The organism is Pseudarthrobacter sp. NPDC058119 (assembly GCF_042884655.1).
GTDB lineage: Bacteria > Actinomycetota > Actinomycetes > Actinomycetales > Micrococcaceae > Arthrobacter.
The window spans coordinates 18218-41142 of the sequence record NZ_JBHVTN010000004.1 but is presented as its reverse complement, the minus strand read 5'-3'; the positions used below and the strand labels follow the sequence as shown (position 1 = coordinate 41142).

At 67.5% G+C, this 22925-nt stretch carries 23 protein-coding genes; 19 read left to right on the top strand and 4 right to left on the bottom strand.

What is annotated here, in order from left to right:
* Nucleotides 1-22: 22 nt before the first annotated feature.
* From ACFVTD_RS10155 to ACFVTD_RS10080, 16 genes are all read left to right on the top strand, one after another.
* Nucleotides 23-1030 carry a tripartite tricarboxylate transporter substrate binding protein gene (locus ACFVTD_RS10155; protein ID WP_387561854.1) on the top strand — a complete coding sequence of 336 codons (1008 nt, stop codon included), beginning with the start codon at nt 23-25 and terminating at the stop codon, nt 1028-1030.
* A 25-nt stretch (nt 1031-1055) separates the two neighbouring features.
* A complete protein-coding gene (locus ACFVTD_RS10150; RefSeq protein WP_387561851.1) occupies nt 1056-1682 on the top strand; it encodes a methyltransferase in 627 nt (208 codons plus the stop codon).
* Nucleotides 1683-1715: 33 nt separating this feature from the next.
* Nucleotides 1716-2495 (top strand): DUF1932 domain-containing protein, encoded by a 780-nt coding sequence (locus ACFVTD_RS10145; RefSeq protein ID WP_387561848.1) that lies wholly within the window; start codon nt 1716-1718, stop codon nt 2493-2495.
* 79 nt (nt 2496-2574) lie between these two features.
* Nucleotides 2575-3912 carry a TRAP transporter large permease subunit gene (locus ACFVTD_RS10140; protein WP_387561845.1) on the top strand — a complete coding sequence of 446 codons (1338 nt, stop codon included), beginning with the start codon at nt 2575-2577 and terminating at the stop codon, nt 3910-3912.
* Nucleotides 3913-3921: 9 nt separating this feature from the next.
* Nucleotides 3922-4179, top strand: a complete 258-nt coding sequence (locus ACFVTD_RS10135; RefSeq protein ID WP_387561842.1) for a hypothetical protein — start codon at nt 3922-3924, stop codon at nt 4177-4179.
* Entirely contained in the window at nt 4176-5156 is a 981-nt protein-coding gene (locus ACFVTD_RS10130) for a cyclase family protein (protein WP_387561839.1), read from the top strand. The genes ACFVTD_RS10135 and ACFVTD_RS10130 overlap by 4 nt, the downstream gene beginning before the upstream one ends.
* 197 nt (nt 5157-5353) lie before the next feature.
* Complete coding sequence (locus ACFVTD_RS10125) at nt 5354-6043, top strand: HD domain-containing protein (protein WP_387561836.1); 690 nt, start codon at nt 5354-5356, stop codon at nt 6041-6043.
* Nucleotides 6044-6140: 97 nt separating this feature from the next.
* On the top strand, nt 6141-6935 hold the full coding sequence (locus ACFVTD_RS10120; RefSeq protein ID WP_387561833.1) for an IclR family transcriptional regulator: 795 nt from the start codon (nt 6141-6143) through the stop codon (nt 6933-6935).
* 122 nt (nt 6936-7057) lie between these two features.
* Entirely contained in the window at nt 7058-8335 is a 1278-nt protein-coding gene (locus tag ACFVTD_RS10115) for a cytochrome P450 (protein ID WP_387561830.1), read from the top strand.
* Nucleotides 8336-8340: 5 nt separating this feature from the next.
* Complete coding sequence (locus ACFVTD_RS10110; protein ID WP_387561827.1) at nt 8341-9414, top strand: PEP/pyruvate-binding domain-containing protein; 1074 nt, start codon at nt 8341-8343, stop codon at nt 9412-9414.
* Between the two features lie 61 nt (nt 9415-9475).
* On the top strand, nt 9476-11341 hold the full coding sequence (locus ACFVTD_RS10105) for a PEP-utilizing enzyme (protein WP_387561824.1): 1866 nt from the start codon (nt 9476-9478) through the stop codon (nt 11339-11341).
* A 37-nt stretch (nt 11342-11378) separates the two neighbouring features.
* Nucleotides 11379-12122 carry an SDR family NAD(P)-dependent oxidoreductase gene (locus tag ACFVTD_RS10100; protein ID WP_387561822.1) on the top strand — a complete coding sequence of 248 codons (744 nt, stop codon included), beginning with the start codon at nt 11379-11381 and terminating at the stop codon, nt 12120-12122.
* Nucleotides 12123-12171: 49 nt separating this feature from the next.
* Nucleotides 12172-12492 carry a 2Fe-2S iron-sulfur cluster-binding protein gene (locus tag ACFVTD_RS10095; protein WP_387561819.1) on the top strand — a complete coding sequence of 107 codons (321 nt, stop codon included), beginning with the start codon at nt 12172-12174 and terminating at the stop codon, nt 12490-12492.
* Nucleotides 12493-12494: 2 nt separating this feature from the next.
* Entirely contained in the window at nt 12495-13796 is a 1302-nt protein-coding gene (locus ACFVTD_RS10090; RefSeq protein WP_387561816.1) for an NAD(P)/FAD-dependent oxidoreductase, read from the top strand.
* 30 nt (nt 13797-13826) lie between these two features.
* Nucleotides 13827-14597, top strand: a complete 771-nt coding sequence (locus tag ACFVTD_RS10085; RefSeq protein WP_387561813.1) for an HD domain-containing protein — start codon at nt 13827-13829, stop codon at nt 14595-14597.
* Nucleotides 14594-16138: an aldehyde dehydrogenase family protein gene (locus ACFVTD_RS10080; RefSeq protein ID WP_387561810.1), complete on the top strand. Its 1545-nt coding sequence runs from the start codon at nt 14594-14596 to the stop codon at nt 16136-16138. The genes ACFVTD_RS10085 and ACFVTD_RS10080 overlap by 4 nt, the downstream gene beginning before the upstream one ends.
* 14 nt (nt 16139-16152) lie before the next feature.
* Here the strand turns inward: ACFVTD_RS10080 and ACFVTD_RS10075 are convergent, their stop codons facing one another.
* Entirely contained in the window at nt 16153-16725 is a 573-nt protein-coding gene (locus tag ACFVTD_RS10075) for an MOSC domain-containing protein (protein WP_387562668.1), read from the bottom strand.
* 61 nt (nt 16726-16786) lie between these two features.
* On the opposite strand from ACFVTD_RS10075, the gene ACFVTD_RS10070 reads away from it, so the two are divergent.
* Nucleotides 16787-17761 (top strand): alpha/beta hydrolase, encoded by a 975-nt coding sequence (locus ACFVTD_RS10070; RefSeq protein ID WP_387561807.1) that lies wholly within the window; start codon nt 16787-16789, stop codon nt 17759-17761.
* A gap of 18 nt (nt 17762-17779) precedes the next feature.
* Here ACFVTD_RS10070 and ACFVTD_RS10065 read toward each other — a convergent pair whose 3' ends face one another.
* The 3 genes from ACFVTD_RS10065 to ACFVTD_RS10055 all read right to left on the bottom strand — a co-directional run bounded on the left by ACFVTD_RS10065 (nt 17780) and on the right by ACFVTD_RS10055 (nt 21127).
* Nucleotides 17780-20167, bottom strand: a complete 2388-nt coding sequence (locus ACFVTD_RS10065) for an ATP-binding cassette domain-containing protein (protein ID WP_387561804.1) — start codon at nt 20165-20167, stop codon at nt 17780-17782.
* Between the two features lie 94 nt (nt 20168-20261).
* Nucleotides 20262-20681, bottom strand: coding sequence for a VOC family protein (locus ACFVTD_RS10060; RefSeq protein WP_387561801.1), 420 nt, complete (start codon nt 20679-20681; stop codon nt 20262-20264).
* The gene (locus ACFVTD_RS10055; protein WP_387561798.1) at nt 20678-21127 is read right to left on the bottom strand and encodes a helix-turn-helix transcriptional regulator; all 450 of its coding nucleotides are present in this window, start codon (nt 21125-21127) and stop codon (nt 20678-20680) included. The genes ACFVTD_RS10060 and ACFVTD_RS10055 overlap by 4 nt, the downstream gene beginning before the upstream one ends.
* 223 nt (nt 21128-21350) lie before the next feature.
* Between ACFVTD_RS10055 and ACFVTD_RS10050 the strand changes: the two genes are divergently transcribed.
* Together ACFVTD_RS10050 and ACFVTD_RS10045 are read left to right on the top strand one after the other, a co-directional pair.
* Entirely contained in the window at nt 21351-21740 is a 390-nt protein-coding gene (locus tag ACFVTD_RS10050; RefSeq protein WP_387561795.1) for a hypothetical protein, read from the top strand.
* 143 nt (nt 21741-21883) lie between these two features.
* On the top strand, nt 21884-22906 hold the full coding sequence (locus ACFVTD_RS10045) for a sugar phosphate isomerase/epimerase family protein (protein WP_387561792.1): 1023 nt from the start codon (nt 21884-21886) through the stop codon (nt 22904-22906).
* Nucleotides 22907-22925 lie beyond the last annotated feature (19 nt).

The following is a 22925-nucleotide window of genomic DNA, read 5'->3' as shown; positions in this document are numbered from 1 at the left end:
ACCCCTTCAAAGGAGAAGAACCATGTCACGCAAGAAGATCTTCGCAGCAGTAGCGGCTGCGTCCCTGCTCGCCCTCACCGGCTGCGGCGCCAACGCCGGAGCCAGCAATTCCGGTGCAGCCGCCGGCGACTTCCCCAAGAAAGGCAAGTCCATCGACCTGATTGTCGCCTTCTCGTCGGGCGGCGCAGTGGACACCGCGGCCAGGCTCATCCAGCCGGTCCTCGAAAAGGAGCTCGGCACCAACGTCGAGGTCATCAACAAGCCCGGTGCCGGTGGCCAGATCGGCTACACGGCCCTGACCAGCGCCAAGCCCGACGGCTACACCATCGGCGCCACCGGTTCCCCCTCGGTGGTGGTCTCACCCCTGGATCCGGCCCGCGGCGCGAAGTACACCAGGGACAGCTTCCAGCCGCTGGGCCGGCAGGTGATCGACCCCACCGTCATCGCCGTCCAGCCGGACAGCCCGTACCAGACCCTGAAGGAACTGCTGGACGCGGTCAAGGCCAAGCCGAAGTCCCTCACCGCCAGCACCACCGGCATCCAGACCGGCGAACACTTCGCCCTGGCCCAGATCCAGGAAAGCACCGGCTCGGAGTTCGCGCCGGTCCACTTCTCCGAGGGCGCCTCGCAGGCCACTACCGCGTTCCTGGGGAAGCACGTGGACGTCCTGGTGGCCAATGTCAGCGACGTGAACGACCTCAGCAAGCAGGGCAAGGCACGGGTGCTCGGCGTTATGTCCGCGGACCGCGCCCCCTCGCTGCCGGAGATCCCCACCTTCAAGGAATCCGGCTACGACCTGACCGCCGGGACCGCCCGCGGCTACTCCGCCCCCGCCGGGCTCCCGGCTGACGTGGCCAAGAAGCTTGAAGCCGCCATTGAGAAGGCCATCGAGGACCCCGCCGTGGTGCAGAAGATGAAGGACCTGGGCCTGCAGACCAGCTACCTCAGCGGCGCCGAGTACCAGAAGTTCTGGGCAGGCCAGGAAGACGACTTCAAGAAGGTCCTTCCGCAGGTCCAGAAAAAAGACTGACCCACACACCCGTAAGGAACCGACCATGACAACTCCAGCCATCGACACCAGCGCCGACTTCGCCCGCCCCGACCAAGGCATCGTGGACCGGCTCGCCAAGCTGCCCGCCGCCAACATCGGCGACGCCATGGACCGGCTCGGCGTGGCGGACTCCGCCATCCAGGCCGTGTGGCCCGGTGCCAAGCTCGCCGGGCCGGCATTCACCGTGTGGACCCGGCCAGGAGACAACAAGGGCATACACGCTGCCCTGCAGCATGCCCGTCCCGGAGACGTCATTGTGGTCGCCGGGGGCGCAGATGAGTCCCGCGCCCTCCTGGGTGAACTGATCGGGGAGCGGGCCATCAACCTTGGCGTAGCGGGCTTCGCGCTGGACGGAGCAGCGCGCGACGCCGAGGCGCTGGGTGAGATCGGCATGCCCGTCTTCGCCAGGGCTACTTCGCCCGCCGGCCCCTACAAGGACGGCCCGTTCAGGCTGGGAACCGCCGTCGCCTTCGGCGGAGTCCCGGTCCTGCCCGGCGACGTCATCGTTGGTGACTCCGACGGGGTGGTGGTCATCCCCCGGGACCAGGCCGCCGCCGTCGCCGAAGCCGCCGAAGCGGTGTTCGCTGATGAAACCGGCCGCCGCCAGGCCATCGTCGCCGCCCGCAACTAGACCGCAATACCACCAGAAGGAACTGAGCAAACCATGACAACGTGCACCGTCATTGGCCTCGGCGAAGCCGGAGCCACCTACGCCGCAGCGCTCGCAGCTGCGGGCCACCACGTCACCGGGTTCGACCCCGTGGCCGCCACAACCCCGGAAGGTGTATCCCGGGCGGCAACGGCGGCCGAGGCCTGTGCCGGGGCTGACATCGTCCTGGTGATGACCGGAGCCGCCGCGGCCCGCAGTGTGGCGCAGGAATGCCTGCCGGTCCTCGGTGACGGCAGCGTCTACGCGGACTTCACATCATCTTCCCCGGGTGTCATGCAGGAACTCGGACAGCTGCCCGCCAAGGCAGCCTTTGCCGACGTCGCTATCCTGGGACCGGTTTCCGCACTGGGGGAAAAGACCCCGTTGATGGTGAGTGGTCCCGGAGCCCAGGCCGTTGCCGCCCTGCTGCGTCCCCTCGGCGTGCAGGTCGAGATCGTCGACGGCGGCCCGGGGGAGGCGATGGCCCACAAGCTGCTGCGCAGCGTCCTGATGAAGGGCCTGGCGTCCGTGGTGGTGGAAGCGGTCACGGCCGGCCAGGCGGCCGGCCTGGAGGACTGGATCCGGGGCCAGATCGCGAACCAGCTGGCTGGGGATGGCCAGGCGGTCATCGACAGGTTCCTCACCGGAACCGCCAAGCACGCCGTCCGCCGCTCAAAGGAGATGCAGGACACCGCCAGCTACCTCTCGGACCTCGGCGTGCCAGCCGAGATGACCACCGCCTCCGCCGCCGCCCTTGGCCGGATGGCCCAGGACACGGAACCGGCCTTGCGCTGACCGCACAGCAGGGCACAATCAGGAACGGGAAATACGTGATTTCAACAGCAACCGGCATTCCGCCGTCAGGAGCAGCAGCATGATCGGCATCTGGGCACTGGGCGCCTACCTCGCCGTCATCCTGCTTTGGACGACCGCCGTCAAGCGCAGCGTGGGCGAGGCCATGATCCTGGGCTTCCTGGTGGTGCTGCCGTTTACCGGCGCTGCCGCGGCACAGGTCGGCTGGTCAGCGCTCTCTTCGGCAGCGACCGACGAAATTGTCTACGCCACCATGGCGTTCGTCTTCATGGGCTACCTGCTGGATAAGGGCGGCGTCCTCGATAGGCTGATCGACCTGCTCAACTCGCTGATCGGCGGAGTCAGGGGCGGCCCGGCCTGGGTCTCCACCGTGGCGTCCGCCGCCCTGGGGGGAGTGGTCCACAACCAGGCAGCCATCGCCGCGACGGTAGGCTCGGTGACCATTCCCTGGATGGAAAAATCCAGGCTCGACAAGCCCGCGGCGGCAACCCTGGTGGCGGGGAACGCCGGGATGGGCATCACCTTCCCGTTCAGCGCCTCCATGTTCGTCCTGGTCGGCTCAGCAACCGTGGGGCCGCTGCTGGACATCAACGCACTGGTCCTTCCCCTGCTCTTCGGCGGCCTCTGGTGCTTCCTGCACCGGCTCATCGTCACCTGGCTGTTGATCAGGAAAAGCGGAATGGCACCGCTGGACCCTGCCCACCGGCTGTCCGTCCGGGCCGCGTTCGGCCAGGGATGGGCCACGCTCCTGCTGTTCGTCGTCGTCGCCATCCCGCTGGTCATCACCTCCGGGTTCCTGACCTCAACGCTCTCCGACTGGACCGGCGGTGACGTCAGCAAATCGGTCAGCGTCATCGTCTGGATCCCGGTGGTCCTCCTCATCACCGGTGCCCTGCTGGGCAGGAAGCGGCTGCCCCGCACCGGCCGGGACTGGGGAAACCTGCTGCAGGGCTCGGCCCCGCGGTTCGGAATCGTCGGCGTCACGGTGCTCTTCGCCTTCGCCGGCGCCAACGCGCTCGCCGCCACCGGCCTGCCCAAGCAAATGACCGCCCTGCTGAACGGGCTGAACCTTCCCCTCTGGCTGCTCGCCATCCTGATCGGGCTGATCGTCATCGCCGTCGCAGCCCCGCTGTCCGCCACTGCCACCATGGCCGCCGTGGGAACGGTCGGCGTTGCCGCCCTTGTCGCCGCCGGTGTCCCGGCCACCACAGCCGCCGTCGCCGTGCTCATTTTCTCCTCCTGCGAGGCCGCGGTTCCGCCCGGTGGCGCACCGCTCTATGTGGCCTGCGGCATCGCGGACGTCAACCCCCTCAAGACCTTCGCCCGCCTGCTCACCCACTATGCGCTGCCCCTGCTGGTCATCGGCGTGCTGATCACCCTCGGCATCCTGCCCATCTAAGGAACCACCATGAAAACACCCCGACGGTTCATCCAAAGCGTCTTCACCCTCACGCTCGGTGTCCTCCTCATCGGCGGCGTCCTGTTCGTTGCCGGACAGGCCGCGGGCCTTGTGGCCGGGCAAAACGCCTGGCTCGAGTTCTTCAACACCTACGTCAAGCCGCCGGTTTGCATTGCCGCGTCGGTCTGCGCCGTGGCCGGGTTCCTGCTCAGCTACCAGCGCCCCCGGAAACAGGCCGAACAGCAGCAGGAAGCCACCACCCGATGACCGCACCCGGAATGTTTCCCACCTTCTCGGAGCTCCTGGCGAGGGAGGGCAACCTGGCGGGTACATCGTGGGGCCTCTTCCCAGAACCGGGCAGGGGAACACCGTCGTTCATCACTCCCGCGGCCGTCCTGGAGGCAAGGGACTGCATCCGGGCCGGCGCCGTGTTCGGCTTGGACTATCCCGCCGACGCCTTTGATCCGGGCATGTCGCTCAAGCGCGGGGCGCCCCGGCACACCATCTACTCCTCCCACCCCGCCCACCGGGACGACTACCTTGACGGGTACTTCCTGCAGGGATCTACCCAGATTGACGGTCTTAGGCACCGCCGTGCCGATGACGTTGGCTTCTACAACGGCGTTCCGGACCACCGGATCACCGAAGGCACCCCGGACCTGGGAGTCCAGGAATGGGCTGAACACCCTATTGCCGGCAGGGGCGTGCTGGTGGACCTTGAGGGCTTCCGTAACGGCATGGGGGAGCCCATCGACCATGCGGCCGGGGAACCCCTGGGCCTGGAATTGGTCCATGCGGCCTTGGAGTCTCAGTCCCTGACCGCCCGCCCCGGCGACATCCTTCTGCTCCACACCGGATGGTGCGAATGGTTCCTGGCGCTGGATCCGGAAGAGAAGCAGCGGCTCCGGAAGAGCCGGATGGCAACGGGCGTGGCGCAGTCGCAGGAGTTCGTGGCCTGGGCGTGGGACAGCCGGTTTGCCGTGGTCGCGGCGGATAACTTTGCCTTCGAATGCCTCCCCGCCGTCCCGGACAGCCCCTACCGGGAGTCCGCGTTCAACGACCACGGCATGATGCACCAGCAGCTCCTGGCCAAGCTCGGCATGCCGCTGGGTGAGCTGTGGCGGCTCGGCCCGCTGGCCCGGCACATGCGCAGCACGGGCAGGTGGGACTCTTTCATCAGCATCAAGCCGCTGAACATCACCGGCGGCACCGGTTCCCCGGCCAACGCCACCGCCATCGTGTGACCTGGAGGCGCGGGAGCGTCACGCGGGGCACGCTTTAAGGCAACGGTCGACGGCGGGGCCCGGCTTTCCGGGGCTTCCCCGCCTTAGGTGGGCCGAAAGCGTGCCGTGCGTGACGCCGTCGTGCGCCTCACCACCGGAGTTCCACTGGGCAGAAGCCACCCGTTGCCCGCGGGCCGGTTGCCGGGCAGGCTGGATGGATGACGAAGCTGCAGCCCGCCGCCAACCACTCAGGCCTCGCCGCCGCCGCTGTTGCCTCCGGAATCGAACCGGACCCGGTTGGGGTCATCGCGCTGGACCCGGTGCTGGCAGGAATCTGGGAACTGGCCGCACCATACCTAAAGGTCCGGGACAACGACGCCCACACCCTATATGCGTTCGGCCTGGCCCGCGCCCTGCTGGACGCCCACCCGGAGGCGGATGCCACCGTCGTCCTTCCCGCGATCATGCTGCACGACATCGGCTGGTCGCAGGTCCCGCCGGGCGACGTCCTGGCAGCCATTGCACCGGGCGGCGGCAGGCCAGACCTGGTGCTGCTGCACGAAAAGGAGGGGGCGCGCCTGGCCGCGGACATCCTCGCGAAGTGCCGTTACGACGCCGCCAAAATCCCCGCCATCCTCAACATCATCGACGGCCACGATTCGCGGCGCGAGGCGATTTCCGTCGAGGACGCCATCGTCAAGGACGCGGACAAGACCTGGCGGCTCAGCCCACACGGCATCGACACCGTCATGGACTGGTTCGGGCTGGACCGCGGGCAGGCCCTGCGGCTCTGCTCCCAGCGCGTGCACGGCCACCTGTTCACGGCAGAGGCGCAGGCCATGGCCCGGGCACTGTCGGCACTGGAATCGGTTACCCTCTGGCCGCAGCGGCAACGCCTGCTTGGCTGACCTGGAAACCGGCGCGGCCCGGAGCCGTTCCCGCGCTTAGACTCATTCCGGACGCTGCCGGCACCCTGGGCCCAGCGCCAGGAGCGAGGAGGCCCCCATGGCCGGCGGCAGCCGCGACCCCGGACGCACAGTGACATCCAAAGTGCTGTCCATCCTGGAAGCCTTCGAGACGTCCCGCGGTGCTCTGAGCCTGACCGATATCGCTGACAAATCCGGGCTCCCGCTCAGCACCGCGCACCGCCTGGTGAACGAGTTGGCCGACTGGGGCTTCCTGTCGCGGGAACCGAACGGCCGCTACCAGCTGGGGATCCGGCTGTGGGAGCTGGCGCAGAACACCGGCCGCCAGCTGCGCGATGCCGCCCACCCCTACATCCAGGACCTGTTCTCGCTCACCGGCGAAACGGCACACCTGGCCATCCGGGCCGGCAACGAAGTTCTCTACATAGACCGGGTCTACGGCTCCAAGCGCGTACCCCGCGCGTCCCGGGTGGGCGGCCGCCTGCCCATGCACGCCACCGCCGTCGGCAAAGTCATCCTGGCCTTCGAAGACGACTGGGTGCGCGACGCCTACCTGCACCGGGACCTGGAACGGGCCACCGCCCACACCCACATCGACCCCCAAAAATTCGCGGCCGAGCTGGCGGACATCCATGCGCAGGGCTATGCCACCACCCTCGAGGAAGTTCGCCTTGGCTCGTGCTCCATCGCCGTCCCGGTGTTCCATACCGGACGGATCGGTGCCGCCATTGGCCTGGTGCTGCCCACGGCCCAGGCGTCCACCATGACCCGGTACCTGCCCGTACTCAGGGGCATCTCCACCCAAATTGAGAAGGCCACGGCACGGATCCCCCTGGAAACGTTGATCGGCGTGCACAAGGGAACGCGCGGCTGATGATTGGCTTCCGTCCAGTGGAAGCGGGCAGTGTCCCCGTCCGGTGATGTGGACCACACTGGTCACTAAGAAACCCCCGCGGCCCGCCAGGCGCCGGGGGAGCCAAGTCACCAGGAGTCACCATGTCATCGTCGACAGAAACGGCTGGCCGCTGTCCCTTCGGGTACGGCGCCGAAGCCCCCGCCGGGCACCATGGCTACGAACCCTTCCAGATGAAGGATCCCTTCACCGCCTATGCGGAACTCCGGGCCGAACAGCCCGTGATGTTCGATGAGCGCACCGGCCTGTACGTCGTCTCCCGTTACGACGACATCAAAGCCATCTTCGAGGACTGGGAAACGTTCTCCAGCGAGAACGCCCAGGCCCCGGTCCGGGAGCGGGGACCCGCCGCGAAGAAGATCATGGAAGAGGGCGGCTTCACCGCCTACTCCGGCCTGTCCGCCAGGCGTCCGCCGGAGCACACCCGCATCCGCGCCGTGGTGCAGAAGGCCTTCACGCCCCGCCGCTACAAGGCCCTGGAACCGTTCATCCGGCAGAACGTGGTGGACCTGCTCGAAAAGATGCTGTCCCGCGACGAGCACCGAGGGGACCTGGTCAAGGACCTGGCCTACGACGTTCCCACCATCACCATCCTCACCCTGATCGGGGCCGACGTCTCCCAGGTGGACACGTTCAAGCGCTGGTCCGACTCCCGCGCCGCCATGACCTGGGGCGACCTGAGCGACGAGGAGCAGATCCCGCACGCACACAACCTGGTGGAGTACTGGCAGGAATGCCTGCGCCTGGTCCGGGTGGCGCACGAACAGGGCGGCGACAACCTCACGGCGGACCTGGTCAAGGCCCAGCAGGACGGCGCCGAGATCTCGGACCATGAGATCGCCTCTGTCCTCTACAGCCTGCTGTTCGCCGGGCACGAGACCACCACCACCCTCATCTCCAACGCCCTGCGCGAACTCCTGGCCCGTCCGGAGCAGTGGCAGCAGCTGGTGGCGGATCCCAAGAAGATCCCCGCCGCCATCGACGAGGTCCTCCGCTACGCCGGTTCCATCGTCGGCTGGCGCCGCAAGGCCCTCAAGGACACCGAGGTGGGCGGCGTGCCCATCGAAATGGGCTCGCAGCTGCTGCTCCTGATGGGCTCGGCCAACCGCGACGAAACCAAGTTCGAGGCTGGCGAGCACTTCGACATCACCCGGCCCAACGCCCGCGAGCACCTCTCCTTCGGGTTCGGCATCCATTACTGCCTGGGCAACATGCTCGCCAAGCTGCAGGCAAAAATCGCACTCGAGGAAGTGGCCCGGCTCGCCCCCCGGTTGCAGCTCGACGCCCCGGAGGACATCGCCTTCCGCGAAAACCTCTCCTTCCGTGTTCCCGAGACCGTTCCTGTCACCTGGAAGGCCTAAGCACCATGCAAAGCAACGAATACGTTCAGTTCTTCGACGGCGGCATCGAGCCGAAGCTTGAAAACCTCGGCGGCAAGGGCGCGTCCCTGGTCACCATGACCTCAGCCGGCATGCCTGTTCCGCCCGGCTTCGTGGTCACCACCGCGCAGTTCGATGCCTTCATGGATGAAGCCGGGATCACGGCGAAGATCCACGAAGTGCTCGCCGGGCTGGACCCGGAGGACACCCGGCAGGTGGACCAGGTGTCCGCAGCCATCCGCGAGGACATCTGCTCCCGCCCGGTGCCTGAAAAGCTGCGCAGCCTGACCATCGAGGCCTACGAATCCCTGATGGGACGCTTCGACGCGCCTGTTCCGGTGGCCGTCCGGTCCAGCGCGACCGCGGAGGACCTGCCGGACGCCTCCTTTGCCGGGCAGCAGGACACCTACCTCTGGCTGGACGGCGTCAAGGCCGTCACCGAGCACATCCGCCAATGCTGGGCCTCGCTCTACACGTCCCGGGCCATCATCTACAGGCTCAAGAACAGCATCCCCAACGAAGGCCTGTCCATGGCCGTGGTGGTGCAGAAGATGGTCAACTCCAGGGTCTCCGGCGTCGCCATCACCATGGACCCCACCAACGGCGACAGGTCCAAGATCACCATCGATTCCTCCTACGGCGTGGGCGAGATGGTGGTGTCCGGCCAGGTCACCCCGGACAATATCGTGCTGGACAAGGTGACCCTCGCCGTCGTCACCGAACACCTGGGCGACAAGCACGCCGAACTGGTCCCCGACTCCGGTGCCAAGCGCCTGGTGGAACGCGAGGTCGACGACGAACGCCGGGGCCGCCGCAGCCTCACCGATGCGGAACTCACCGCCGTCGCCCAGATGGCCAAGCGGGCCGAGAAGCACTACAAGTGCCCGCAGGACATCGAATGGGCCCTCGACGCCGACCTCCCCGACGGCGAAAACCTGCTCCTCCTGCAGTCCCGGCCGGAAACGGTCCACTCCTCCAAGCCGGTGACCGCGCCGCAGCCCGTCGTCACCGGCGGCTACTTCAGCGGACTGAGCACCCCCGCGCTCAAGCCGACCGCCTGACCCGAAACCCGAGGCTTCACCCCACCAAGGCTCACCGCCGAGCCCTCCCGAAAGGACCGCCATGTCCATGAAGTCGTTCCCCAAGCCCTCCGAGCTTCCGGTCCCCGCCGGCGCCGAAGGCTGGGAAAAGATCTACCCCTACTACCTGGTCTTCCAGGACAAGCTCAAGGAGCAGGAGGACGCCAAGTTCTGGTTCTGCGACAGCCAGCACTGGCCCACCGTGTTCAAGCCCTTCGAGACCATCGGCGGCGAATTCGCGGTCAAATGCCTGGGCCAGTACAACGCCCGCCACCTGATGATCCCCAATGCCAACGGCATCGAGTTCCGCATCCACCTCGGCTACCTCTACATGTCCCCCATTCCCGTGCCGGGGGACCAGATCGCCGCCCGCGTGCCGCTGTTCGAGCAGCGGGTGGGCCACTACTTCCAGAACTGGGAGCAGCTCCTGAAGGACTGGCACGTCAAGGTCAAGGGCACCATCGACGAGATGGAAACCATCTCCTTCCCCAGGCTTCCGGACATGGTCCCCATGGAGGACATCACCTCCGGCAAGGGCAAGGACGGCTCCGAGAAGCTCCTGGAAAGCTACGACCGCCTCATCCAGCTGGCATACCAGAATTGGCAGTACCACTTCGAGTTCCTGAACCTGGGCTACATCGCCTACCTGGACTTCTTCAACTTCTGCAAGCAGGTCTTCCCCAACATCCCGGACCAGTCCATCGCCAGCATGGTGCAGGGCGTGGACATGGAACTGTTCCGCCCCGATGACGAGCTCAAGCAGCTCGCCAAGCTCGCCGTCGAACTGGGCCTCCAGCCGCACTTTGGAAACACGGACGACGTCGAGGCTACTTTGGGTGCCATCGCCGCCGACCCCGGCGGGGACCGCTGGCTGGCCCAGTACGAAGGTGCCAAGCACCCGTGGTTCAACTTCACCGTGGGCAACGGCTTCTACGGCCATGACAAATACTGGAACGTGAACCAGGAAATCCCGCTGGGCTATATTGCCGACTACATCCGGCGCGTGGACGAGGGCCAGGAAATCATGCGCCCCGTCGAGGCCCTGATCACCGAACGCGACCGCATCATCGAGGAATACCGGGACCTCCTCGAAGGCGACAGCCAGGCAGTCTTCGACGCCAAGCGCGGCCTCGCCGCCACCGCCTACCCCTACGTGGAGAACCACAACTTCTACATCGAGCACTGGACCATGGGCGTCTTCTGGCGCAAGATCCGCGAACTCTCCCGCATGATGCATGCCGAAGGTTTCTGGACCCAACCGGACGACCTGCTCTACCTGGGCCGCAACGAGGTCCGCGACGCCCTCTTCGACCTGATCACCGGCTGGGGCGTGGGGGCCAAGCCCATCGGCCCCGACTACTGGCCCGAGGAAATCGAACGCCGCCGCGGCATCGTGGACGCCCTCAAGACCGCCCGCCCCGCGCCCGCACTGAACACCCCGCCGGCGTCCATCACCGAACCCTTCACCCGGATGCTCTGGGGCATCACCACCGAACAGGTCCAGCAGTGGCTGGGAGCCGGCAAGGAAGTGGAAGGCGGCGGACTGCGCGGCATGGCCGCCTCGCCCGGCGTGGTGGAAGGACTGGCCCGCGTGGTCACCGACGCCGACCAGCTCTCCGAGGTGCAGCAGGGCGAAATCCTGGTGGCCACCGTGACGGCCCCGTCCTGGGGCCCGATCTTCGGCAAGATCAGCGCCACGGTGACGGACATCGGCGGCATGATGAGTCACGCCGCGATCGTGTGCCGGGAGTACGGCCTGCCCGCAGTCACCGGCACGGGCTCCGGGTCCACCACCATCAGGACCGGCCAGCGGCTGCGGGTGGACGGCACCAAGGGCACGGTCCAGATCCTGGACGCCGACGACCTAGTGGTTGCCGGACCAGGCGCCCACAGCCACAGCCATGTCTGATCAGGACATGCCCTCAGGAGAATATTCCGTTGAGGGCATGAAAGGGAGAACCGTCCTCATCACCGGAGCTGCCGGCGGGCTGGGCAGGGCGTTCGCGCTCGGCTTCGCCGTCCGCGGCTACCGGGTGGCGGTGGCCGACATCAACCTCGAGGGTGCCGAGCAGACCGCCAAGCTGGTCCGCGAGGCCGGCGCCCGCGCCGCAGCCTTCTCCGCCGACGTGACCGATGTGGACTCCACGGAGCAGCTCGCGAAAAGCTGCGCGGAGTTCGGGAACGGCCGCATCGACGTCGTCCTTAACAACGCGGCGGTCTACGCGGGGGTGACCCGCAGCCGCTTCGAGGACATCGACCCGGCCGAATGGGACCTGGTGATGAACGTCAACCTCAAAGGCCCCTGGCTGGTGACCCGCGCCGCCAGCCCCTACCTGGCCGAGGGCGGCCGGGTCATCAACCTCTCCAGCGCCACTATCTTCAGCGGCTCCGAACAGTGGGCGCACTACGTAGCCTCCAAGGGCGGCGTGGTGGCACTCACCCGGGTCATGGCCAAGGAACTGGGCCGGCGGGGGATCACCGTGAACGCGATCGCCCCAGGCTTCACCCTCACCGAGGCCAGCTACGGACTAATGGAAAACGCCGAGAACTACGGTGTGGACCGTGGAGCGATCAAACGCGCCAGCCAGCCCGAGGACATCGTTGGCGCCGCCCTGTTCCTCGCCGGGCCGGACAGCTCCTACTACACCGGCCAGACCATGGTGGTGGACGGCGGCCGGCAGTTCATCTGACCGGCCACCCCGCCACCATCGAAACCAACTTCAACCAAGGAGGACCACAATGCCAACGGTTCACTTCACCGACGCAGAAGGCACCGTCCGGGACGTCGAAGGCAATCCAGGCGATTCGGTCATGGAAACCGCGGTGCGCAACGGCGTCCCCGGCATCGTGGCCGAGTGCGGCGGCTCGCTGTCCTGCGCCACCTGCCACGTCTTTGTCCGGGAGGACTGCGCTTCGCAGCTGCCCGCCATGGAGGACATGGAGGACGAGATGCTCTACGGCACCGCCGTGGACCGCGAGGACAACTCCCGGCTGTCCTGCCAGCTCCGCCTGACGGAAGAGCTCGAACTCTTCGTCACCACCCCCGAAACCCAGGTGTAGCCATGGGAACGCAGGCAGTGGAGAAGGAAACGGCAGCGGCCACGGTTCCCACCCGGACGGGCCTTCTCATCATTGGCGCCAGCCAGTCCGGGGTCCAGCTGGCGGTATCGCTCCGGGCCCTGGGATTCGACGAACACATCACCCTTCTCGGGGACGAGGACCACCGCCCGTACCAGCGGCCGGCGCTGTCCAAGGAGTTCCTGCAGGGCACGGTGGAGAGCGAGTCCCTGATCTTCCGCTCCAATGATTACTGGGCCGAGCACAGCGTGGACCTGGTGAAGGGCGAATATATCGTCCGGATCGACAAGGAAGCGGACGGCTCCGGAGTGGCGCACGCCTCGTCCGGCCGGGAGTTCCCCTTCAAGCGGCTGGCCCTCACCGTGGGAGCCCGCGCCCGGAAGCTGGAGATCGAGGGCAGCGGCCTGGACGGTGTGCTCTACCTCCGCAACGCCGACGACGCCCTGGCGCTGAAGGCCAAGGTGGGCGACGCCGCGGATGTGGTGGTGATCGGCGGCGGGTTCATCGGCCTCGAGGCCGCGTCCAGCCTGCAGAAGATGGGAAAGAATGTCACCGTGCTCGAGTTCGGCCCCCGCCTGGTGGGCCGGGCCGTGGGGGAGGAGACCGCCGAATACTTCCTGCAGGCCCACCGGTCCCGCGGACTGGACATCCGCCTCAACACCAGTGCGGCGCGCTTCACCGCAGACGACGGCGGCACGCGCGTTGCCGGCGTCGAGCTCCAGGACGGGACGGTTCTGCCGGCACAGATCGTCCTGATCGGCATCGGCGTCATCCCCAACACCCAGCTGGCGGAACAGCTGGGCCTGGCCGTGGACAACGGCGTGGTGGTGGACCGGTTCGCGCTGGCCTCCGACGGCACCACGGTGGCCGTGGGGGACGTCGCCAACATGCCCAACCCCGTTCCCGGCTCCGAGCCCGGGGAACGGATCCGGCTGGAAAGTGTCAACAACGCCATCGAGCACGCCAAGGTGGCCGCCTACTCGCTGACCGGACGGCGCGAGGAATACGCCGGCATCCCGTGGTTCTGGTCCAACCAGGCGGACCTCAAGCTGCAGATCGCCGGGCTGTGCAACGGCTACGACCAGACCGTGGTCCGGAACGACCAGGAACGCGGCAAATTCAGCGTCCTCTACTACCGGCAGAGCCGCATTATCGCCGCGGACTGCGTGAACGCGCCGCTGGACTTCATGGCCGTCAAGAACGCGCTCGCCAAAGGCCTCAACATTCCCGCCGAAGCCGCCGCAGACCCCGGCACCCAACTCAAGACCATCACCACGGACAGCTAGTCGCGAGGCCAGCCAACCCGAAGGAGCATTATGAGCACCCCCAAGACGCCGTTTGCCCCGGCGGAGCCCGGCACTGCCGCCGGGAGCGCCCCCGGCACCGCACCGGACACGGGCGACGCCCTGGCCGATGCCTTCGCCGCCGAATACGGCGTCCGCCCCATCCCCGCCGCTGGACCCGTGGACACCACCCCCATTGCCGGCACCCCCGCGGCCCTTGATTCGCTCGACGCGCTCTGGAAAGCGGTGGTCCACGAAACCAGGACCCGCGGCAACGACATCCACCTGCCCATCTCCCTGGCCTTCGCAGAACGGCTCTGCCGGGCCTACCCGCAGGCCGACGCCGAACTGGTCCGGGTGGCAACGCTGCTGCATGACACCGGCTGGGCGCACGTGGACGAATCCCGCATCCTCTCGGAGGGGTTCACGGGGGACTGGCGCAAGGCCACCATCCGCTACGAACACGAGAAGCAGGGCTGCGACGTGGCCCGCCGGGTCCTGCCCGGCCTGGGCTACCCGCCGGAGTTCGTGGAGCGCGTCTGCGGGATCATCGACGGCCACGACACCCGTCCGGTGGCGCGCTCGCTGGAGGACGCGCTGATGCGTGACGCGGACAGGCTGTGGCGGTTCGACCATGCCGGCATCGCGCTGGCCTCCTCCTGGTTCGCCATGGACCCCGCCACCTACACGGACCGGCTGGTCACCGAAATCGTCCCGGAGCTCATCACGCAGGCCGCCGTGGACATGGCCACCGCCGACCTTGCCCGGTCCAACGCCCTGCTGAAGACGGCGGTGATCCGATGACTGCCCCGGCGCATGACGCCGCCACCCATGATGCGCCGGCCGTGTCCGCCCGCTTCGGCCTGCGCCTGCCGCACACGCACGTGGACACCATCTTCTTCAACGGCGCCTGGCAGCCCTCCCGGGGCACCGGCCGGAACCCGGTCACCGACCCCGCCACCGGCGAAGTCTGGGGCTCTGTCCCCGACGGAACCCCCGAGGACGTGGACGCCGCCGTCGGCTCCGCGCAGCAAGCCTTTGAGGGCGCTGACGACGGCGCGTGGCCCCGGCTCTCGCCGTCCGAACGGGCCGCCTACCTGCTCCGGATCGCCGATGAAGTGGAGAAGCGCGCCGACGAACTCTCCCTGACCAATTCCCGGGAGAACGGGTCCCCGGTGGCCGAATCCTCCGGCGCCGCGGCCAACGCCGCCGGCATCCTGCGCTACTTCGCCACCCTGGCCGGGTACCTGGAACAGGAGGACGTCCGTCCCTTCCCCCGCGGCGGCGGCGAATCCGTGGTGCGGCGCGATCCCTTGGGTGTCTGTGCCCTGATCGCCCCGTGGAACTTCCCCATCAACCTGGTGATGATCAAGCTGGCGCCGGCGCTGCTGGCCGGCTGCACCGTGGTGATCAAGCCGGCGTCGCCCACCCCGCTGTCCATCCGCGTGATTATCGATGCGGTCGCCGCAGCAGGCGTCCCGGCCGGCGTCGTCAACCTGGTCACCGGCTCCGGCCGCCTGGGCGACGTGCTGGTCAAGCACCCCGGAGTGGCCAAGGTGGCGTTCACGGGATCGACGCCGGTGGGCCGGAAGATTGCCGCTGCCTGCGGTGAGCTGCTGCGCCCGGTCACGCTGGAACTGGGTGGGAAGTCCAGCGCCATTGTCCTGCCGGACGCGGACCTGGACGCCATGTCCCGGGTGCTGATCAAGTCCTCCATGCGGAACACGGGGCAGACCTGCTACATCTCCACCCGCATCCTGGCCCCGGCCAGCCGGTACGACGAGGTGGTGGACATGGTCACGGCCACCATCGCCGCCGGGAAGCAGGGCGACCCCCTGGATCCGGAGACGGTGTTTGGCCCCTGCGCCACCGAAGCGCAGTACCGGACGGTCATGGAATACGTCGAGTCCGGACTCGCCGAAGGCGCCCGGGCCACCACCGGAGGGCGCCCTGCGTCGCTGACAGGAGGGCTGGAGAACGGCTGCTTCATTGAGCCCACGGTGTTCGCCGACGTCACCCCGGACATGCGGATCGCCCGCGAGGAGATCTTCGGGCCGGTGATCACCATCCTCAAGTACAACGACGCCGGCGGCAGCGTCGAGGAGGCATTGGCGCTGGCGAACAACACCGAATTCGGGCTGGGCGGCCTGGTGTTCGGCCGGGACGAGGACGCCGCGCTCGCCGTGGCGGACCGCATGGACACGGGGTCGGTGGGCCTGAACTTCTTCGCCTCCAACCACTCCGCCCCGTTCGGCGGACGGCACGACTCCGGGCTGGGCACCGAATACGGGATCGAGGGCCTCAACGCCTACCTGAGCTACAAGTCCATCCACCGGAAGCGGTAGGCACTCGGGGCCCGCTAGGGAAGCCTGGAGGGCCGGAGCAGGCTTGCCTCGCCGGCCAGCGCAGGGTCCAGTGGCACTGGGCTGACCAGCACGGCAGGACCCCGGTGAAGGAATCCGCTGGAGACCGCGCGGCAGCGGATGCCGCCGCGGCCGCGCATGGCCGGGTGGGCGCCCGGGGCCAGCATCTCGTTCATCCACGCGCAGGGCTGGGCGTGCCGCCCGCCGTGCAGGGTCACCGCGGAACCGCCGGATTCCAGCACGAAGTCCTGCCCCAGCAATGGCGCGAGCTGGGCTCCGCGGAGCACCACGTTCCGGCGCGTCAGCAGCGGATCGAACGGCGCCGCGCCCAGCTCTTCGGCGATGGCCTCGAGGGATTCGACGGCGAACAGGGTCACCGCAGCATCCATGTGCGCGGCCTTCCCGAAGAAGCGGTCGCCCACGATGCCCTTACCGGCCACCACCTCAGCCTGTGAAGCATCAGCGGTGGGAACGTCGGCGGCGCCGTCACGGGCACGGCCAAAGTAAGCATGCGCGGGGGAGACCAGCAGGTGCAGGATCTCGACGTCGTACCGGAACTTTTCGGGCATACGGCCAGCGTAGGCCAGCCCGGCATTGAAATCCTGCCGCCGGATGGAAGGATCAGGAACCATGGAGACCTCACCTGCGGGCCAGGCCAGCGCGCCGCCCAGGAAACGGACGGCCCTTTTCTGGACATCGGTGGCTTGTGCTACCGCCCTGACAGGTGTTGCGCTGTGGATGCTGGCCGGGAACCCCGCCGTCCCGGGCGGCCACCCGCTGCTGCCGGGCATCCTGCTGGCCGCGGCAGCCGCCGGTGCCGCATGGGCGGCCCTGCTCTGGCGCCGCCGCAATGTCCCCCGCCCCCGCTCCCGTGTCCGGGCCGTCGGGGCGTGGGCTGCCAGGCTGGCCGTCCTGGCGCTCGCCGCCGCGCTGGCCTGGCTCAACCCCTTCGCCTACCAGCCCGGACCGACGGCGGAGGCCGGGCCGGCGTCGGACCTCACCGTCACCGAAACCAGCACTGCCATCACCATGTCACCCGATGGGGCCAGGACCACCAGGGGGCTGGTCTTCTACCCGGGCGCGCGCGTGGACGCCCGGGCCTACCAGGACATTCTGGGCCCCGTGGTGGGCGCCGGGTACCGGGTGGTCATCCTGAAGGAGCCGCTCGGGCTCAGCCTGCTGGACGGAAACCAGGCACGCAGTGCCATCCAGGACAACCCGGACATCACCAGCTGGGCGGTGGGCGGCCACTCGCTTGGCGGGGTGGCGGCTTCATCGTTCGCCCTGCACAACACGGATATTTCCGGGCTGGTCCTGTACGCCTCCTACCCGGTGGAATCGCTGCGGGGACGGACCGGCCTGGCAGTGCTGTCCGCCTCCGGGACCAAGGACGGACTCAGCACGCCGGAGAAGATCCAGGCCTCCAGGGACCTGCTGCCGTCGGATACCGAGTTCATCGCCGTCCAGGGCGGGGTGCACGCGTTCTTCGGCGACTACGGGCCACAACCAGGCGACGGCGAGCCCGGCATCAGCCGCGGCGCAGCGCAGCAGCAGATAGGCGCCGCCACCGCCAGCTTCCTGGGCCTGTTGCCGGGCGGACGGTAAACAGGATTACCGCCGGCGTCAGGACCCGACGTAGGCTGCCAGATGCTGCCCGGTGAGCGTGGACCGGCCGGCCACCAGGTCAGCCGGGGTGCCCTCGAAAACGATCCTGCCGCCGTCGTGCCCTGCTCCCGGGCCGATGTCGATGATCCAGTCACCGTGCGCCATCACTGCCTGGTGGTGCTCGATGACGATGACCGACTTTCCGGAGTCCACCAGCCGGTCCAGCAGCCCCAGCAGCTGTTCCACGTCCGCCAGGTGCAGCCCCACCGTGGGCTCATCCAGGATGTAGACGTCCCCGGACTCGGCCATTTGGGTGGCCAGCTTGAGCCGCTGGCGCTCGCCGCCGGACAGTGTGGTCAGCGGCTGGCCCAGTGAAATGTAGCCCAGGCCCACGTCCGCCAGGCGTTCCAGGACCTTGTGCGCGGCCGGCGTTTTCGCCTCGCCCTCGGCAAAGTACGCCAGTGCCGCCTCCACGGACATGTCCAGGACGTCCGCAATGTTCTGGCCGCCGAGGGTGTATTCGAGGACGGCGGGCTGGAAGCGGCGGCCCTCGCAGTCCTCGCAGGTGGACTCCACCGTGGCCATGACGCCCAGTTCGGTGAAGATCACGCCGGCGCCGTTGCACGTGGGGCAGGCGCCCTCGGAGTTGGAACTGAAGAGCGCCGGCTTCACGCCGTTGGCCTTGGCGAAGGCCTTCCGGATGGGCTCCAGCAGCCCCGTGTAGGTGGCCGGGTTGCTGCGCCGCGAACCCTTGATGGCCCCTTGGTCGATGACGATAACGCCCTCGCGCTTGGCCAGAGAGCCGTGGATCAGGGAGCTCTTTCCGGAGCCGGCCACGCCCGTCACCACGCAGAGCACGCCGAGCGGCACATCGACGTCGACGTCCTGCAGGTTGTTCGTCGAGGCGCCCCGGACCTCGAGCGCGCCGGTGGCCTTCCGGACGGAGTCCTTGACGCGGGCGCGGTCGTCCAGGTGCCGGCCGGTGATGGTGCCGCTGGAACGCAGGCCGTGCACATCGCCCTCGTACATGATCTCGCCGCCGCCGGTGCCGGCCTTGGGGCCGAGGTCGACGACGTGGTCGGCGATGGCGATCATCTCCGGTTTGTGCTCCACCACCAGGACGGTGTTGCCTTTGTCCCGCAGCTGCAGCAGGAGCGTGTTCATCCGCTCGATGTCGTGCGGGTGCAGGCCGATGCTTGGCTCGTCGAAAACGTAGGTGACATCGGTCAGGGAGGACCCCAGGTGGCGGATCATCTTGGTCCGCTGCGCCTCGCCACCGGAGAGGGTGCCGGCGGGACGGTCCAGCGACAGGTAGCCCAGGCCGATGCCGGCGAACGAATCCAGCAGGTCCCGCAGCGCGGCGAGCAGCGGCCGCACGGAGGGCTCGTCCAGTCCGCGGACCCACTGCGCCAGGTCGCTGATCTGCATGGTGCACAGTTCGGCGATGTTCTTGCCGTTGATTTTCGAGCCCAGCACCTCCTGGGTCAGGCGGGTGCCGCCGCAGTCCGGGCAGGTGGCGAACGTGACGGCGCGCTCCACGAACCGCTTTACATGCGGCTGCATGGCCTCCACGTCCTTGGAGAGCATGGACTTCTGGATCTTGGGGATCACGCCTTCGAACGTGAGGTTGACGCCCTCCACCTTGATCTTGGTGGGCTCGGCGTACAGCATGGTGTCCAGCTGCTTGGCCGTGAACTTGGCGATCGGCTTGTCCATGGGCAGGCCCATGCCCTCGAAGAGGCGGCCGTACCAGCCATCCATGGAGTAGCCGGGAACGGTGAGCGCGCCTTCGGAAAGGGACTTCGAGTCGTCATAGAGGGCCGTCCGGTCGATGTCGCTGATGTTCCCCATGCCCTCGCAGCGCGGGCACATGCCGCCGAGGTACGTGACCTGGCGGACCACGTTCTTTTCCACCCGGCCGCCCTTCTCGGTGCTCATGATGCCGCTGGCCTTGCGGGTGGGCACGTTGAAGGAGAATGCGGTGGGCGGCCCGACATAGGGCTGGCCCAGCCTGCTGAACAGGATCCGGAGCATGGCGTTGGCGTCGGTGGCGGTGCCCACGGTGGAGCGCGGGTTGGCACCCATCCGCTCCTGGTCCACGATGATCGCCGTCGTCAAGCCCTCCAAACGGTCCACGTCCGGCCGGGCCAAGCTGGGCATGAACCCCTGGACGAAGGCGCTGTAGGTTTCGTTGATCATCCGCTGTGACTCGGCGGCGATGGTGGCGAACACCAGCGAACTCTTCCCCGAGCCGGAGACACCCGTGAACGCTGTCAGGCGGCGTTTGGGCAGTTCCAGGCTCACGTCCTTCAGGTTGTTTTCCCGGGCGCCCTGCACCCGGATCAGGTCGTGGCTGTCGGCAATGTGCGCCGCCTGGGTGGTTTCCGTGTCTGCTTCGGTGCTCAAGGTGTCCCCCTTCTTCCTGGAGCGGCGCCGAAGCGAAGCTGCGCTGGCAGCCCCGCTCCGGCGTCGTCCGTTATATACGTGTCTGTTTATATGCCTAGGGCTGCTGGTTGATGCGGACCGTGTTGCCGGCAGGGTCGCGGAAGGCGCAGTCGCGGATGCCGTAGGGCTGGTCGATGGGTTCCTGGACGACGTCGGCCCCGGCGGCCTCCACCTTGGCGAAGGCGGCGTCCACGTTGGGGGAGGACAGCACGATGGTGGCGTAGGTGCCCTTGGCCATCATCGCGGTGATGGTGCGGCGCTCGTCCTCGGTGATGCCCGGGTCCACTGCCGGCGGGTGCAGGACGATGGAGACGTCCTTCTGGCCGGCAGGGCCCACGGTGATCCAGCGCATGGTGCCGCGGCCCACGTCGTTGCGGATTTCGAAGCCGAGCGCGTCTCGGTAGAAGGCGAGGGAAGCGTCGGGATCGGTGGCGGGAAGGAAGGTTGAGGAAATGTTGATGTCCATGCCAGTCATGCTAGTGACGGCTCACGGGCCGGCGCTTCTCGATTCCTGACCGGTCTGGTGACCTGTTTTGCCACGCAGGCCGGGATCCCCGCCGTCGACTCCGCTGCCTCCTGCTTATAGGCGCTCGGCGGCATGCCCACCAGTTCGCTGAAGCGGGTGCTGAAGGTGCCCAGCGAGGAACAGCCGACGGCGAAGCACACCTCGGTCACGCTGAGGTCACCTTTGCGGAGCAGCGCCATGGCCCGTTCAATCCGGCGGGTCATGAGGTAGCTGTACGGGGATTCGCCGTAGGCCAGCTTGAAGCGGCGGCTGAAATGGCCGGCCGACATATGGACATCCTTGGCGAGTGATTCGACGTCCAGCGGCTGCGCATATTCGCGGTCCATCCGGTCCTTGACGCGCCTCAGCTGGGTGAGTTCGCGAAGATAGGGATCGGGGCCGGAACTGTTGGTCACAGCTCTGATCGTGCTACGCCGCGCAGGCCTTGTCCAGACGTGGGGAGAATCACCTTTCACGGGTAAAAGTGGTGTCCGGGCGCGGGATATGATTATGCCGCCGGCCAGCATGAGGTCCTCGCCCGATCAGGGCTCGAGTAAACAAGCCCCGGCAAAACCAACCCCCGTTTTACCCCTCCTGAACCCTGCCCGAATACTGCTCGGGAACCCTTGAAAGGACGCCATGAATCTGCTGTGGGAACTCGCCGGCTGGGCAGGCGCTGTTGCGATTCTTAGTGCGTACCTCGCCGTTTCCATGGGCTGGCTGAAGGCTGGCAAGGGATTCCAGACCGCCAACCTGTTTGGCTCCGTGGCTTTCATCATCAACGGCACCCTGCACAGCGCATGGCCTTCCGTGGTCACCAATGTGGCCTGGTTCCTGATCTCCGCCGTGGCGCTGGTCCGGATGCGGTCGGAGGAAGCCGCCGCCGAGCCGGTGGAAGCTGCCCATGTCCAGTACCCGGGCGTTCCCGACTCCACCGGCCAGATGGCAGTTGTCGAGGCCTTCACCGATGCGCTGCCCGCGGTGTCTCCTGCGCCGGCGGTTGCGGATGGGGCTCGCCTGGCGCTTTAGCGTCCGGCAATGCCTGACGGCGGTTGGGCGGGTGGGTGCGCCCACTTGGCAACGTTTATCCTATTGACAGGACAAACTTGGGCTCCTATCTTGTGTTAGAGCGCTCCATTTCTCGTACGGGGCCCCTTCAAAGGAGAGAACCCATGAGGCTTGGTGTCTACAACGCGATCCTGCACGACCGTCCGCTGCCCGAGGCGCTCAAGGTGATCGCCAACCTGGGCCTGACGGGCATCGAAATCAACACCGGCGGATTCCTTCCCGCGGTGCACGTTCCCACTTTCGACCAGATCCTGGAAAGTGACGCCGCGCGGGACGAGTACCTGGCGGTCTTCGAGGGCACCGGAGTTTCCATTGCCGGCCTGAACTGCAACGGCAACCCCCTGCACCCCAACCCGGAGATTGGGCAAAAGCATGCCGAGGACATCCGGCGTTCCATCAGGTTGGCGCACCGGCTGGGCCAGGACCGCGTGGTCACCATGTCCGGGCTGCCCGGCGGAGAGCCCGGCGCGACGGTGCCCAACTGGATCGTCAACGCCTGGAACTCGGCCGCCCTGGATGTTTTGGACTACCAGTGGGGGATCGCAGCCGCGTTCTGGAAGGAAATCGACCAGCTGGCACGCGAACTCGACGTCAAGGTGGCCCTGGAGCTGCACCCGCAGAACCTGGTGTTCAACACCGCCGATGTCCGCAAGCTGATCGAGCTCACCGGCGCCACCCACGTGGGCGTGGAACTGGATGCCAGCCACCTGTTCTGGCAGCAGATGGACCCGGTGGCCGTGGTCCGCGAGCTGGGCCCGCTGGTGTTCCAGGCCGCGGCAAAGGATGTGCGGATCAACAAGGGGAATGCGGCGCTGTACGGGGTGCTGGACAACAGCTTCCGCCGGTTGTCCCAGGACGAGGACCGTACCAACCTGGGCGGGGACGAATGGGTCAATGAATGGCCGCGGAACTCCGCCTGGGACTTCGTGGCCCTGGGCCGCGGGCATGACACCGCTTACTGGACGGAGTTCCTGCGCGCCCTTCACGAGGTGGACCCGGGGATGTTTGTCAACATTGAGCACGAGGACGTATCGCTCGGCCGGATCGAAGGCCTCCAGGTCGCCGCGAAGGTCCTGCGTGACGCGGACGTAGCGCTGCGGGACTCGCTGGCCTCAACTGCCGTGTAAGGGGGCCTGTTCTTCCCGC

Coding starts and splice junctions, on each gene's coding strand:
- ACFVTD_RS10155 (WP_387561854.1), top strand. CDS start 23: ATGTCACGCAAGAAGATCTTCGCAGCAGTAGCGGCTGCGTCCCTGCTC.
- ACFVTD_RS10150 (WP_387561851.1), top strand. CDS start 1,056: ATGACAACTCCAGCCATCGACACCAGCGCCGACTTCGCCCGCCCCGAC.
- ACFVTD_RS10145 (WP_387561848.1), top strand. CDS start 1,716: ATGACAACGTGCACCGTCATTGGCCTCGGCGAAGCCGGAGCCACCTAC.
- ACFVTD_RS10140 (WP_387561845.1), top strand. CDS start 2,575: ATGATCGGCATCTGGGCACTGGGCGCCTACCTCGCCGTCATCCTGCTT.
- ACFVTD_RS10135 (WP_387561842.1), top strand. CDS start 3,922: ATGAAAACACCCCGACGGTTCATCCAAAGCGTCTTCACCCTCACGCTC.
- ACFVTD_RS10130 (WP_387561839.1), top strand. CDS start 4,176: ATGACCGCACCCGGAATGTTTCCCACCTTCTCGGAGCTCCTGGCGAGG.
- ACFVTD_RS10125 (WP_387561836.1), top strand. CDS start 5,354: ATGACGAAGCTGCAGCCCGCCGCCAACCACTCAGGCCTCGCCGCCGCC.
- ACFVTD_RS10120 (WP_387561833.1), top strand. CDS start 6,141: ATGGCCGGCGGCAGCCGCGACCCCGGACGCACAGTGACATCCAAAGTG.
- ACFVTD_RS10115 (WP_387561830.1), top strand. CDS start 7,058: ATGTCATCGTCGACAGAAACGGCTGGCCGCTGTCCCTTCGGGTACGGC.
- ACFVTD_RS10110 (WP_387561827.1), top strand. CDS start 8,341: ATGCAAAGCAACGAATACGTTCAGTTCTTCGACGGCGGCATCGAGCCG.
- ACFVTD_RS10105 (WP_387561824.1), top strand. CDS start 9,476: ATGTCCATGAAGTCGTTCCCCAAGCCCTCCGAGCTTCCGGTCCCCGCC.
- ACFVTD_RS10100 (WP_387561822.1), top strand. CDS start 11,379: ATGAAAGGGAGAACCGTCCTCATCACCGGAGCTGCCGGCGGGCTGGGC.
- ACFVTD_RS10095 (WP_387561819.1), top strand. CDS start 12,172: ATGCCAACGGTTCACTTCACCGACGCAGAAGGCACCGTCCGGGACGTC.
- ACFVTD_RS10090 (WP_387561816.1), top strand. CDS start 12,495: ATGGGAACGCAGGCAGTGGAGAAGGAAACGGCAGCGGCCACGGTTCCC.
- ACFVTD_RS10085 (WP_387561813.1), top strand. CDS start 13,827: ATGAGCACCCCCAAGACGCCGTTTGCCCCGGCGGAGCCCGGCACTGCC.
- ACFVTD_RS10080 (WP_387561810.1), top strand. CDS start 14,594: ATGACTGCCCCGGCGCATGACGCCGCCACCCATGATGCGCCGGCCGTG.
- ACFVTD_RS10075 (WP_387562668.1), bottom strand. CDS start 16,725: ATGCCCGAAAAGTTCCGGTACGACGTCGAGATCCTGCACCTGCTGGTC.
- ACFVTD_RS10070 (WP_387561807.1), top strand. CDS start 16,787: ATGGAGACCTCACCTGCGGGCCAGGCCAGCGCGCCGCCCAGGAAACGG.
- ACFVTD_RS10060 (WP_387561801.1), bottom strand. CDS start 20,681: ATGACTGGCATGGACATCAACATTTCCTCAACCTTCCTTCCCGCCACC.
- ACFVTD_RS10050 (WP_387561795.1), top strand. CDS start 21,351: ATGAATCTGCTGTGGGAACTCGCCGGCTGGGCAGGCGCTGTTGCGATT.
- ACFVTD_RS10045 (WP_387561792.1), top strand. CDS start 21,884: ATGAGGCTTGGTGTCTACAACGCGATCCTGCACGACCGTCCGCTGCCC.